Annotated in this window: 12 protein-coding genes; 7 read left to right on the plus strand and 5 right to left on the minus strand. The window is 26.6% G+C overall.

All coding sequences use genetic code 11. From position 1 onward, the window contains the following. Nucleotides 1-355 precede the first annotated feature (355 nt). From nhaA to NJU99_RS04010, 3 genes are read left to right on the plus strand one after another with little or no spacing between them, the layout of a single operon-like run. Nucleotides 356-1,696 (plus strand): Na+/H+ antiporter NhaA, encoded by a 1,341-nt coding sequence (gene nhaA / locus NJU99_RS04000; protein ID WP_254577440.1) that lies wholly within the window; start codon nucleotides 356-358, stop codon nucleotides 1,694-1,696. 24 nt (nucleotides 1,697-1,720) lie between these two features. Then, nucleotides 1,721-2,401 (plus strand): response regulator transcription factor, encoded by a 681-nt coding sequence (locus tag NJU99_RS04005; protein ID WP_254577441.1) that lies wholly within the window; start codon nucleotides 1,721-1,723, stop codon nucleotides 2,399-2,401. Beyond that, complete coding sequence (locus tag NJU99_RS04010) at nucleotides 2,388-3,773, plus strand: ATP-binding protein (RefSeq protein WP_254577442.1); 1,386 nt, start codon at nucleotides 2,388-2,390, stop codon at nucleotides 3,771-3,773. Before NJU99_RS04005 ends, NJU99_RS04010 begins: the two co-directional genes overlap by 14 nt. Nucleotides 3,774-4,050: 277 nt before the next feature. On the opposite strand, the gene NJU99_RS04015 is transcribed toward NJU99_RS04010, so the two are convergent. After that, nucleotides 4,051-4,884 (minus strand): PhzF family phenazine biosynthesis protein, encoded by an 834-nt coding sequence (locus NJU99_RS04015; RefSeq protein WP_254577443.1) that lies wholly within the window; start codon nucleotides 4,882-4,884, stop codon nucleotides 4,051-4,053. Nucleotides 4,885-5,009: 125 nt separating this feature from the next. On the opposite strand from NJU99_RS04015, the gene NJU99_RS04020 reads away from it, so the two are divergent. Continuing rightward, nucleotides 5,010-5,876, plus strand: coding sequence for an AraC family transcriptional regulator (locus NJU99_RS04020; protein ID WP_254577444.1), 867 nt, complete (start codon nucleotides 5,010-5,012; stop codon nucleotides 5,874-5,876). A 31-nt stretch (nucleotides 5,877-5,907) separates the two neighbouring features. Here NJU99_RS04020 and NJU99_RS04025 read toward each other — a convergent pair whose 3' ends face one another. Continuing rightward, nucleotides 5,908-6,660, minus strand: coding sequence for a substrate-binding periplasmic protein (locus NJU99_RS04025; protein ID WP_254577445.1), 753 nt, complete (start codon nucleotides 6,658-6,660; stop codon nucleotides 5,908-5,910). 189 nt (nucleotides 6,661-6,849) lie between these two features. Between NJU99_RS04025 and NJU99_RS04030 the strand changes: the two genes are divergently transcribed. Beyond that, nucleotides 6,850-7,344 carry a hypothetical protein gene (locus NJU99_RS04030; protein ID WP_254577446.1) on the plus strand — a complete coding sequence of 165 codons (495 nt, stop codon included), beginning with the start codon at nucleotides 6,850-6,852 and terminating at the stop codon, nucleotides 7,342-7,344. On the opposite strand, the gene hisI is transcribed toward NJU99_RS04030, so the two are convergent. Continuing rightward, nucleotides 7,341-7,679, minus strand: coding sequence for a phosphoribosyl-AMP cyclohydrolase (gene hisI / locus NJU99_RS04035; protein WP_346731818.1), 339 nt, complete (start codon nucleotides 7,677-7,679; stop codon nucleotides 7,341-7,343). The two genes, NJU99_RS04030 and hisI, sit on opposite strands and share 4 nt — an antisense overlap. Nucleotides 7,680-7,777: 98 nt before the next feature. Here hisI and pyrC point away from each other — a divergent pair, with 98 nt between their 5' ends. Next, complete coding sequence (gene pyrC / locus NJU99_RS04040) at nucleotides 7,778-8,800, plus strand: dihydroorotase (protein ID WP_283256438.1); 1,023 nt, start codon at nucleotides 7,778-7,780, stop codon at nucleotides 8,798-8,800. A gap of 44 nt (nucleotides 8,801-8,844) precedes the next feature. Here the strand turns inward: pyrC and NJU99_RS04045 are convergent, their stop codons facing one another. Continuing rightward, on the minus strand, nucleotides 8,845-10,797 hold the full coding sequence (locus NJU99_RS04045; RefSeq protein ID WP_254577447.1) for a diguanylate cyclase: 1,953 nt from the start codon (nucleotides 10,795-10,797) through the stop codon (nucleotides 8,845-8,847). Between the two features lie 144 nt (nucleotides 10,798-10,941). Between NJU99_RS04045 and NJU99_RS04050 the strand changes: the two genes are divergently transcribed. Then, complete coding sequence (locus tag NJU99_RS04050; RefSeq protein WP_254577448.1) at nucleotides 10,942-11,544, plus strand: RraA family protein; 603 nt, start codon at nucleotides 10,942-10,944, stop codon at nucleotides 11,542-11,544. Between the two features lie 12 nt (nucleotides 11,545-11,556). Here the strand turns inward: NJU99_RS04050 and NJU99_RS04055 are convergent, their stop codons facing one another. Next, a complete protein-coding gene (locus NJU99_RS04055) occupies nucleotides 11,557-12,777 on the minus strand; it encodes a GGDEF domain-containing protein (RefSeq protein ID WP_254577449.1) in 1,221 nt (406 codons plus the stop codon). Nucleotides 12,778-12,803 lie beyond the last annotated feature (26 nt).

Below are 12,803 nucleotides of genomic sequence, written 5' to 3' on the forward strand. Positions count from 1 at the left end.
TTCAACATTATAATCGTGATTAGAAAATATTCTCCAATATTTTTAAGATGAGATAGATTAGGATTTTTTAGTAAAAAGATAGTCATTTCCATGTCAAAAAAATTGACTATTAAAATTCTTTTTACACCCCCCCCCTAACAAATTAACAGTTTATTTAACTAGAACTAAAGAATACTACTTATCTCATCTTCTTTACAAAATATTTTTTATAAAACCCTTCTATAAAAGTCACATAGTATCTTTTACAATTATTGTCAAGAAATTGTCAATAAATAATGTGTAAGTATCTTGACATTTAATCAGTATAATTTGACACTTTACAAATAAATAGTTAAAAATTTTACTAGGAGTTTAAATGAAACTATACGCACCTTGGGAAAAGGCTTTTAAAAAAGTATCAACACCTTTTGAAGAGTTCTTACATGCCCAAACAACAACAGGTTTGATTTTGATAATAATGACAGTTTTGGCATTAGTATTAGCAAACAGTCCTTTATATGAAACATATGCACACTTTTTTCATACATATATTGATTTTAATGTAGGTTCATGGGAACTTTCTCATTCTTTACATCATTGGATAAATGATGGTCTTATGGCAATTTTCTTTTTTCTAATTGGATTAGAAATAAAAAGAGAAATAACAGCAGGAGAATTATCTAACTTAAAAGTAGCAATGCTTCCTATTTTAGCCGCTATTGGTGGTATGGTTTTCCCTGCACTTATTTATATAAGCTTAAACTATGGAACAGAAGGTGCTGCTGGTTGGGGTATTCCTATGGCAACAGATATTGCTTTTGCAATTAGTGCTTTAGTTTTATTAGGAAAAAGAGTTCCAACTGCACTTGTAACATTTTTAGTTGCACTTGCAATTGTAGATGATTTAGGTGCTGTATTAGTTATAGCAATATTCTATACTGAAACTATAAATATGTTTGCATTAAGTGCAGCTGGTGTGATGTTTGCTGTTATGATTACTTTTAATAGATTTGGTATTCATATGATTTTACCATATTTTGTAGTTGGTTTATTTATGTGGTTCTTTATGCTTGAATCAGGTGTTCATGCAACTATTGCAGGTGTATTAGCAGCCTTAGCAATACCATCAACTCCCAAAAGAGCACCAGAGACATTAACACAGGATACAAAACATTTATTAGATGAATATGATAAATATCCTATACAAGAAAATCATATGATGCATGAAGAACAAAAGAAGATTTTAACAAATATTCAAGATAAAATCGATCAAGTTGGAACACCAGCTGCTAGATTAGAACGAAATCTTCATTTACCTGTTGCACTATTAATTATCCCAATCTTTGCTTTAGCAAATGCAGGGGTTAAAATCGATTTTAGCTCTATTGGATCAACAATAGTTGAACCTGTTTCTTTAGGAATTATTGCTGGACTTATTTTAGGAAAAGTTATCGGAATTTTTGGAGTTTCATGGCTAGCAGTAAAATTAAAAATTGCTCAACTTCCAAAAGATAGTAATATGAGTCAAGTATTTGGTGTAGCGTTTTTAGGTGGTATTGGATTTACTATGTCTATTTTTGTTGCAGATTTAGCCTTTGTTGGAAATCCAGAGCTTATTTTCCAAGCTAAGATAGGAATTTTGAGTGCTTCTTTATTTTCAGGTTTATTTGGATATTTTTGGTTAAAATCAGTATCAAAGAAAAAACAAACATCATAAGATGTAAGAAAATAAGGCTAAAAAGTGAAAAATAAAAATGTTCTATTGATTGAAGATAATATTGAACTACAAGAACTTATAAGTAATTTTTTAAAAGACTATAACTATTCATGTAGTGTTTATTCTCAACCTTTAGAAGCATTAGAGGAATTTGAAGCAAATCACTTCAAATACTCTATTGTTATTTTAGATTTAGGTCTTCCACGAATGGATGGCTTTGATCTTTTTAAAAAGTTAAAAGAGATAAAAAATATTCCTATTATTATATCAACAGCAAGGGATGATATAGGAAATAAAATTTATGGTTTTGAACTTGGAGCTGATGATTATCTCTCAAAACCTTATGCGCCAAGAGAATTAGTTTTAAGAATTGATGCTACACTTAAACGATATAATGATAGCGATGAAATTCAAATAAATGATTTATTAATTGATTTAAATAAAAAAAGAGTTTTTTTAGAAGATCATCAAATTGAGTTTACTAAAATAGAATCAGAAATTTTCTTCATGTTTATTGATAATCTAAATAAAGTTATATCAAGAGAAGATATTGTAAATCAAACTTCGTTAAAAGATGATACAAAAAACAGAACTATTGACATGCATGTAAGTAATATAAGATTTAAGATAAATGATGACTCAAAAGAAGCAAGATATATCAAATCAGTTTGGGGAATAGGGTACAAGTTTTGTGATAACAATTAGACAAAGACTTTTTATATCTTTTTCACTTATTTTACTTATTATTTTATCCATAATTGGAGTATTTTTTTACACTATTTTTAATCTAAGTGAGATTCATAAAAGTCAAACTCATAGGTATGATCAAATAAGACGAGTTGAAAAATTAAAAGAGTTTAATAACTCTTTTTCTTGGATTGTTTTAGATATTGTAACTGACTATGAAAAAATGGATGTAGTAAAAAAGCGTCTAAGTAAATCTAATGAACTTTTTAAAACCTTAGTGTTGAAAAAAAAACAGATTATTCAAAACTCTGAATCTCTAAGTGAAAAGAAAAATTTAGAGTTAATATTTAAGTATTTTCAAAAAATTGAGAGATTAATTAGATATGAGCTTTATGAGTTGGTACTTATAAGTAAAAATGAGAAAAGTTTCCACTTATTTAATAAAAAATTTGATAACTCAAGTTCTAAAATAACTAAACTTTTAGATGAAGAAATAATGTATCTTCAGTCCCAACTTGATAAAACTGAGCAAAGTAGAAATCAGTTTATTGACACAATAAAAGTTGAATTAGTAATACTATTTTTTATAGCTTTTCTTTTATCTTTTATTATTTCTTCTAGAATTACTAAAAAAATCAAAGACAAACTAGATAAATTAAATAAAGGTGTTTTACAGCTTTTTAAAGATGACGAAAATACCATAAAAGTTGATATTGGTAAAAACAATGAGTTAACTGAAATAACATATAATCTAAATTCATATCTTGAAAAACAAAGGGATATTATCCACTCAAGAGAAGAACTTTTAAGAAATATAAGTCATGAATTAAAAACACCTATTTCAAAAGCAAAATTTTTACTTGAAAATTTAAAACAGAGTAAAAATGACAAAGAAATTGATAGTTTAAATAGTGTAATTATTGATATTGAAGAGCTTACAAATAAGCTTTTACAAAGAGAGAAACTTAATTTTGCAAAGGTAAATCCTTCTAAGTTTAAAACAAGTACTTTAATTCTTGAGTCATTATCGAAACTTTCAATTGATGATGAGTCTAAAATAGAACTTGATATAACAGATGATTTCTATATTCATGCAGATAAGTATTATTTGACAATCGCACTAAAAAACTTGATAGATAATGCAATGAAATATGCAGATGAATATCCTATTAAAATTGAAGTAAATGAAAATAAAATTGAAGTTAAAAATATTGCAAATAAACTTTCAAGTGACCTTATATATTATACTCAGCCATTTACAAGAGAACCAAATCAACAAGTAGGTCATGGCTTAGGATTAAATATAGTAAATAAGATTATCCAGATGCATGACTTTAAACTTGAATATAACTATAGTAAACCATATAACATCTTTTCAATTGTATTTTAAAATACAAAATAAATATGTCAAGAAAGTGTAAAGAAAAACTACGTTTAGAAATTGACAATTATCTATTACAATTATATTAGCCACAAACAAGAAATAAAACTTAAAGGATTTAGTATGACTTTCTTAAGAAACTTAATTATTTTAGTAGTTGTATCTTTCGCAGCTATTGGTTTTATAAGTACTAGCTTATAAAAACTAAACAATTAAATATATAGTTCCTATTAAAGTAAAACTACCTACGTGTCATTGGTAGTTTTACGCTTTTTCATCTTTTATATTATTCTTGTATTAGCCTGCTAGTACCGGATACTTTAATTGAACTATTTGGAATACTATTAAAACTTACAAATAATTGTGAAGGTTGATTCATATCAAAACCTTGTAAAATCTCTATATCACCTGAAGTTTTTAAACCAATATCTCTTAAATACTCAGCCAATGCAATTGCAGCAGAACCAGTTGCCGGATCTTCGTAAACACCACCATATGCAAAAGCATTTCTTGAGTGATATAAGTTTTCATTTTCTTGCCATAAAATACTAACTGTTACAATTTTTTCTTTTTCCATCAAAGTTTTTATCTTTGAAAAATCATATTTCATTTCTTTTAGTGTCTTTCTCTCTTTTACAAAAATGATTAAATGATTATTACCTGAAAATGAGACTTTTATTGGAAACCTTTCATCTAAATCATCTTTTTTTAATGAAAATCCATCAAGCACTTTATCAATATATTCTTTGGCTAAATCTTTAGAATGTGTTTCTATTGAATTTATACTTGTAAAGCTTTCACCATTTTTTTCTCCCACCTCAATTTTTATAGTTCCATTATTTAGAATTAAATTGTAAGTTCCAAAACCATACTTTTCTCCTATAGAATAACCACTTGCAATAGTTGCATGTCCACAAAAGGCAATTTCTGTTTCAGGTGAAAAGTATCTTATTCTAAAAGAGTTATTTTCTTTTATCAAAAATGCTGTTTCAGAAAAATTAACTTCTTTTGCTATTTCAAGCATTTGTTTATCTGTTAACATTTCTTCACAAAATAAAACACCTGCTGGATTACCACCTTTGTTCTTATAGGAAAATGCTGATATTTTTTCTACGTTCATTACGAATCCTTATATTTAGTAAGTTATCTAGTATTATAGAGTATTATGAAAATTTACTCTTCTCTTTTAATAACATAAAATATGCTCTATATTGCTATTTTTTATTGAAATTTGTATAATATCTTATGAAAAAAGATACAAAACATATTAGAGCAGATATAGTTAATAAATCATTAACCTACATTTACAAGTATATTGATACTAATATCACATTAGATGAATTAGCTAGATTAAATAAGGTTAGTAAGTTTCATTTACATAGAATTTTTAAAGAAGAAACCGGCGAAAATATTTTTGATAGGATAAATTCTATTCGATTGCAAAAGATTGCAAATTTACTTATAAGTAATAAGTACTCAACTATTAGTGAAATAAGACAGTCTTGTGGTTATAGCTCACATTCATCTTTTATTAAAGCATTTAAAAAGAGATTTAACTTTACACCCTCACAATGGAAAAAAAATGGATATTTAGAATATTCAAAAAAAATTGTTTCATTTGATATCTCTCCCAATGATAACTTTTATACGATAGAACCTATAATAAAAAAAACTTCTAAAAGAGTATGTGCATATATACGACATAAAGGTTATGATTTATCAGTTACAAAAACATGGAGTCGTTTAATGGCTTTTTCATATGAAAAAGAGTTAAACAATACAACTCAAATTGGAGTTTTTTATGATAATCCTATTAATACAGCTTATGAAGAGTGTAGTTATATAGCTGCAATTGAAGTTGATAATAGATTTATTTCAACTAATTCAATAAGTAAGTTAGAAATAGAGGGCTCACTATGTGCTGTTTTTCATTATGAAGGAATCTATGGTGATGCTGTTAAACTTTTGGTCTATATTTATAATTATTGGTTGCCCAAAAGTGGGTATGAGGCAAAGAGTTTGCCACCTTATGCTCTGTACCATAAAAATCATTTTTTAGATGAAAATAGAGAATTTAGCTTAGACTTTTATATTCCTATTCAAGTTGTTTAAACTATAAATATATAAAGTTAATAGTTTGGAGTTAGTCTTTCCCATACTTTTTTAGTAATGAATCATAAAGCCCCTCATTTCTAATATCTTCAACAATTTTTTTAAGTTTCGTACGTATTTCATTGGGAAGGTCTTTTCTTACAAAAATCCATTGTTCTTTATTTTTTTCAATTGTTAGAACTTTACCAAAATCTTTTGAAGATAAACGAAGGTTTTTTTTCCAAAAATAGTATGCAGGTTCAGAAAAAACTGCAGCATCTAAGCCTTGACGATTGTATAAAGTAATCAATGATTCTTTATATCCTCTTATATAAGTGATTTTATTGGGCAAACCTTCTAACTGTTTGTACGAGGCATTATGATGATATATTAGATTTTTATTTTTTAAATCTTTAATAGTTTGGATATTTGAATCTTTTTTTGTTACGGTGATAACATCAATATAGTGTTGAATTTCAAGCTTATCTCCTGCTTCAAGTGATTGTTTATGCGCTTGGGATGATATTAAATCAGCTTTTCCTATTTTAAGTTCTGTTAACATTCTAGGAAAAGGACGGATTTTATGAGTATAAGGAAGACCTGAACGTTTTGCTATCTCTTCTGTGAGTTCATATATAATTCCATGAGGTTTTCCTTGTTTGTCAATCCAGCCATATGGAGGTAAATCCATTGTTACAAATTTTAATGAAGTATTTTGATTATTTGAAGTTTGTGCGTTAAGTATGCTTAGAGAAAAAAAGTATAAAGTACTAAGTAAAATAAGTTTAAATTTTTTTATACACATAGCTTAATCCTTATATTTAATATTTATAGTATTAGTAATTATATGATAAAAAGACTTATTAAGATTAATTGTTTATATTTTATAAGTAAATTAAATTTTAGAACTAAAAAGTAATTTTTATTTTTAATTAAAATAAACTTAGCTAAATTTAATAAATAGGATTAGCAATAGCTCAAAAAAGGAGTTCTTATGCTTTCTTTATTATATTTACATACTATTACATTTTTTATTATTTTTGTTAATTTTTTGATTTTTAACAAAAATATGTCAAATGATTTAGGTACAAAATATTTTTTTATTAACTATCTTTATCATAAACAAAAACAAACAAGTTGTTTTATTACTATATATCCTTTTGTAATTATCCTTTTTTATTATCTAGCAGAAAATATTTTTTTATTAAGTACTTTTTTTATATCTATACTTCATGTATATTTTTTATATGAACTCACTTCAAAAAAGAGTATAAATAAAAGAGAAGCTTACATCCATTGGTACAAAGAAAATGCAAATCATAGTTTTTCAATGCATTCACATGATGTATTAAGAAAGGATTTTAATTTTCTAAATCAAAAAGTAAGTAGAATTCTTTTATTTAAATTTGAAATTATATTTTTTATATCTTTAGTTATAGAAAGTGAAATACTATATGAGCTTATAACTATTTTAGATAAAATATCTTAAATATAATTCTCTTTTATTTCAGCTTTATATGACCTGAAAAAGCATGACTTTGCACCAGTATGGCAAGCAGAACCTCCTACTTGTTCAACCGTAGCTAAAATTGTGTCTAAATCACAATCAACTTTTAAATCTATTAGTTTTTGAATATGACCACTGCTTTCGCCTTTTTTCCATATTCTGTTTTTACTTCTTGAAAAGTAGTGTACAACTCTTGTTTCAAGAGTTAAGTCTAAAGCTTCTTTATTCATATATCCAAGCATTAAGACTTCATTTGTTTTATACTCTTGTGTGATAACTGGAACTAAACCATTAGATTTTTTAAAATCAATTTTCATAAATCTCCTTTATGCAACTAAGTTGCATTATGTTATGATAGCAAATGATTTTTAAATGCAACTTAGTTGCATAAAATATAAATATAAAAGGCTTAAAATTGAAAGATAAAAATAGTTTTATAATAAATTCTGCTTTAGATATGCACCTTCATTTAAGAGATGATGATATGCTAAAGCTTGTAGCACCAAAAACATCAAATACTTTTGCTGGTGCCTTAATTATGCCAAATCTTTTACCTCCTATTACGACGAAAGAAGCTTTATTAGCATACAAAAAAAGAATTCAAGAAGCATGTAAAAATGACGAGTTCGAACCTCATGTAACTATCTTCTTTCAAGTTGATTACTCATATGAGTTTTTAAAAGAAATTAAAGATGAGATTATTGCAGTTAAACTATATCCATTTGGTGTTACTACAAACTCCGAAACAGGAGTTTCTTCTATGGATGTTGAGGTTTTAAGACCAACTTTAGAATCTATGGAAAAACTTGGAATTCCTTTATGTGTTCATGGTGAGACAAAAGGTTTTATGATGGATAGGGAAAAAGAGTTTTTACCTATTTATGAATCTTTGGCTATTAATTTTCCAGATTTAAAAATCATGATGGAGCATATTTCTAGTAAAGAATCAATTGATTTACTAAAAAAATATGATAATCTTTATGCAACAATTACAGTTCATCACTTAATGCTTACACTGGATGATGTAGTAGGTGGAATGTTAAATCCCCATGCATTTTGTAAACCAATAGTTAAAAAACCTGAGGATAGAAAAGCTTTACTTCAATTAGCTCTTAGTGCTCATCCTAAAGTGATGTTTGGTTCAGATTCAGCTCCTCATCAAAAAAATACAAAAGAGTGTCATCATGGAGCAGCTGGTGTATTTACTTCACCTATCGCACTTCAGGTACTAACACAGCTTTTTGAAGAGCATGGAAAACTAGATAACTTAAATGCTTTTATTAGTTTAAATGCACAAAGAATTTATAATCTAAATCCAATTAAAAAAGAGATTAGATTAATCAAAAAAGATTTCATAGTTCCAGAGGTATACTCATATAAAAGCGAGCAGGTCGTTCCATTATTTGCAGGGCAAAAACTTGTTTGGAGTATTTCTTAAGATTAGTAAGGTAGTTTTAACTATCTACCGTATTTATTTTAAATTTATAGAAATTCTATAGTATTTCTACCTTTATTCTTAGCCATATAAAGAGCAGTATCTGCTCTTTTAATTAGTTCATTTATTGTTTCATCTTTTTTATATGTAGTTATACCAAGGCTAGCTGTTTTTTGTTCTTTTATTCCAAAATCATAAATTGCTATTTCTTTTCTTATTTTTTCTGCTAATATTAATATACCTTCAAGATCTGTTTCACAGCAAATAATCATAAACTCTTCTCCACCCCATCTTCCAAGGATATCAGTTTTTCTTAAATTGTCATGTATTATTTTTGCAAACTCTTTTAATATATCGTCTCCTACTTGATGCCCATAAGTATCATTTACTTTTTTAAAATAATCTATATCAATAAAGACAATACCAAAGGGTTTGTTATATCTATTTGCTCTATTTACCTCTGAAATTAGAACTTCATCTAGTTTATTTCTATTATAAAGTTTTGTAAGATTATCTCTTGTGGATAGTTCTAATAGTTGTTTGTTTTTTTCTTCAATTTGAGCTGTTCTAATTTTTATTTCATCTTCTAATTTTGAATTATATTTTTGGGATAATTCTTTCGCTAAAAGCAAGTTTTTAATCATTTTTGAATAGTTCATAAATAAATTGCCTATTTCCCCTGCATAGTTTGTTTTGATTTTATGGTTTAATTCGCCTTTTGCAATCTTGTTTGTAATATCTGTAATTTCTTCAATAGGAACAAAAAATCTTATATAGTAAACTAAACCAATTATTAAATAAAGTACGGATAATAAAACAGCTATGGCTATTTGTGTTTGAAGACTTGATTCATTTAACTGTCCTAAAATTTGTTTATTTGGAACTGTATTTATTATAATCCAATTTGTTGTAGGAATTCTTACAGCAGAAACCTGATGTATTCTATTCTCATTATCGTTTTCTTTCGTAAATTCAAAGGAATAGTATGGTTTATCTTTCAAGTTATGTATTGCTTGACTTGATAAGTTGTTTAACCATGAGTTTTGAGAATTTATATATTCTGTATTATTTTTTTTAAGTTCTTCTAAATCTTTATTATTTAAATAGTATAGTAAACCCCTATATGAATCTTTATTTTTAAGTTCTATTTCATCATTATATTTTTGATTGTTTGTTGATATTGCTTTTCCTTTTTGAGAAATTACAATAGTAGTTGAATTATCATAAAGTTCAATATTTTTCATGAATTTTTCAAGAATTTGTTGAATAGTTATATCATGAGAAACAACACCTTGTAGTTTTTCAGTTCTGTCATAAAAAGGATAAGAAACAGTAACCATTTGCCCAACGCCACTTAAGTCACTGTAGGGTTCTTCCCACCCATAAGTTTTGTTTTTAAAATCAGCAGCTTCATACCAATGTTGTGTTGTAGGTGCTGCTGCATGTTTTTCATACTTCAAGTTTACAGTTGGATAGATATGAAGTACATTATTGTATGTACTAATATAAATATAAGAGTATTTATAGTTTCTGTAGATACCATGAAATAGTTCTTTTAATTTTTCTGCTGTTTCTAATCTATAAACCACGTTTTTATTAAACAGAGTTTTTTTATCCACAAAGCTTTGCAACTCATGACTCATATGTTTAGTTTCAGGATTATTTAAACCATCATATATAAAACTTCTTGTATGAGTGTTTTCAATCATTTTGTTTTTCCACTCATCTACAGGGGTCTTACTATTTTCTTTAATTTGTTCATAATTTCTCATATATGCATCAGCAATGATTTTTGTTGAGTATTGAACTTTTTTTAGTTCAGAGTCAACTTGTTCTGAAACTTTTAAAGAGATTGTTTGAAGGTTTTCTAATGCTTGATTTTTAGTTTGATTGGACAATGAAGTAAATATATAATTTAATATTAAAAAAATTGCTAATGCTTCAAGTATAATCACAGAGAAAAATATTTGTTTTGTCTTAAATTTATATAAAAATGACATATTGATTTGTCCTTATTAAAATACTTATTAATTATATCTTTAGTATCTATACATAAGTATAAAACACTTCCTATCCTCATAAATAAATCAAGTATTCTTTAGTTACAGAGAGTATAATACTTTTATAAATATTGAGGAGTATAAATGGATTATAAAAAGTTTGCAGATTTTTCCCCTTGTGATTATGCAGGACCATTAAAAAGAGAGAGTTTTATGGATTCTGGTATAAAAGAGTTATGGACAGGTATTCCAAGAATATCAGGACCTGCGTTTACTGTTGAGATGGTAGCAGGTGAAAATTTAGCTCTTCATAGAGCAATATATGAAGCACCTATAGGCTCTATTATTGTAGCTCAGTCAAATACTATTGATTATTCAGTAATTGGTGGAAATGTTGCTTTAATTGCTAAAAAAAGAGGAATAACAGGTTTTGTAATTGATGGAACAGTAAGAGATATAGCTGAAATAAGAGAAAATGAAGTGGCAATATTTGGAAGAGGTGTATTACCCATGCCAGGAGGCAAAAAAAATGCAGTTCCAGTTAATGTTCCTATTAAAGCAGGTGGTATATCTGTAAATCCTGGTGATATAATAGTTGCTGATGAAGAGGGAGTTGTTGTTATTCCAAAAGATAAATCAGAAGAGATTTATGAAAAAACTAAATCAAATGTTGAAAAAGAAAGAGCCATGAGTTTTGAGCAATGGGCTTCTAATCATAAAGAAAAAATAGACTCATTTTATAAGTAAGGAAAGATAAAACTACCTTTCTCTTGGGTAGTTTTTCTTATCTTCATACATATTTGTATCTGCTATTTTCATCATATTATTTATATCTTTAAAAGAGTTTTCAAATTGACAAACACCGAAAGAAGCACTTAGTTCTATTTTTATATCTTCAAAAGTAAATAGATTTGATTTTAGATTTTCTTTTATTTTTTTTATTACTACTTGTGTACTATCTTTATCATTTTCAGGAAGTAAAAGTATAAACTCATCACCACCAATTCTAAAAAAGAAATCTGTTTCTCTTATATTTTGTGATATTAATTTAGTGAAAAATATTAAAACTTCATCTCCTACATCATGACCATAAGTGTCATTTATTGGTTTGAATTTATTTAAATCAATTAAAACTAAAGAGAAATTGTGACTGTTTCTTTTTGCATCACTAAAGAATAAAGAAGAGTATTCATCAAACTTCTTTCTATTAAAGATTTTTGTTAAAGAGTCAGTATTACTTTGACTTACTATTGTTTGGTAGGAACTAACAAGTTCTTTATTCTGTTGATTAAAAGACTCTTCAAGTAGTTTTAACTCTTTTATTTTTGTTTCAATTGATATTTGAGTATTTAAATCATGATGACTAGAAGTGCTTTTTACTTGCTTTGCTAAATTTAAAATAGGCTCTACAAAATATTTATTTAAATAGTGATATAAAGTTGAGAAAAATACAATAACTATAATCAAAAGTAAAGTTCCTGCCATGATTAAAATATCTTTTAATGATATTTTTAAGTCCAAAATAGGATGTTCAATATGAACAATACCTGCTACATCATTTACTTTAGAATCACTATGACACTTAATACACTCAGCTTTAAAAAGAATAGGAGAACTGAAATCTAAATGCTTATCATGCTTGTTTATAACAGCTTCTTTAAAATCAAAAACACTATTATCTACATGGGTATTTGATAAGTGGTTTTCTTCTTTTAAAATTTCAATTTTTATATGAGGAACAGTTTTTTGTAAATGTTCTATTGTTTCATCTAAACTTTGTTTATCTCCACCATTTTTCATAACTGTATATAAATTTTGGAAGATTAAATCAGCCATTATTTGCGTGTCATCTTTGATACTTTTATCAATACTTATTGATTTAAAGTATAATCCAAATATTATAAATATCGCTAAAACAATAGATATTGAAAGTAATATTGTGTTTCTAACAAATTTATTATAACTAATTCTTTTTTTCAAAAAAACCCCTTGTATGTATGTATATT

The sequence above is a fragment of the Arcobacter roscoffensis genome, from assembly GCF_024267655.1.
Taxonomy (GTDB): domain Bacteria; phylum Campylobacterota; class Campylobacteria; order Campylobacterales; family Arcobacteraceae; genus Arcobacter_B; species Arcobacter_B roscoffensis.

What these genes read in the sequence shown, in the direction of transcription:
- nhaA (WP_254577440.1), top strand. Translation starts at nt 356, where the DNA reads ATGAAACTATACGCACCTTGGGAAAAGGCTTTTAAAAAAGTATCAACA.
- NJU99_RS04015 (WP_254577443.1), bottom strand. Translation starts at nt 4,884, where the DNA reads ATGAACGTAGAAAAAATATCAGCATTTTCCTATAAGAACAAAGGTGGT.
- NJU99_RS04020 (WP_254577444.1), top strand. Translation starts at nt 5,010, where the DNA reads ATGAAAAAAGATACAAAACATATTAGAGCAGATATAGTTAATAAATCA.
- NJU99_RS04025 (WP_254577445.1), bottom strand. Translation starts at nt 6,660, where the DNA reads ATGTGTATAAAAAAATTTAAACTTATTTTACTTAGTACTTTATACTTT.
- NJU99_RS04030 (WP_254577446.1), top strand. Translation starts at nt 6,850, where the DNA reads ATGCTTTCTTTATTATATTTACATACTATTACATTTTTTATTATTTTT.
- hisI (WP_346731818.1), bottom strand. Translation starts at nt 7,679, where the DNA reads ATGAAAATTGATTTTAAAAAATCTAATGGTTTAGTTCCAGTTATCACA.
- NJU99_RS04045 (WP_254577447.1), bottom strand. Translation starts at nt 10,797, where the DNA reads ATGTCATTTTTATATAAATTTAAGACAAAACAAATATTTTTCTCTGTG.
- NJU99_RS04050 (WP_254577448.1), top strand. Translation starts at nt 10,942, where the DNA reads ATGGATTATAAAAAGTTTGCAGATTTTTCCCCTTGTGATTATGCAGGA.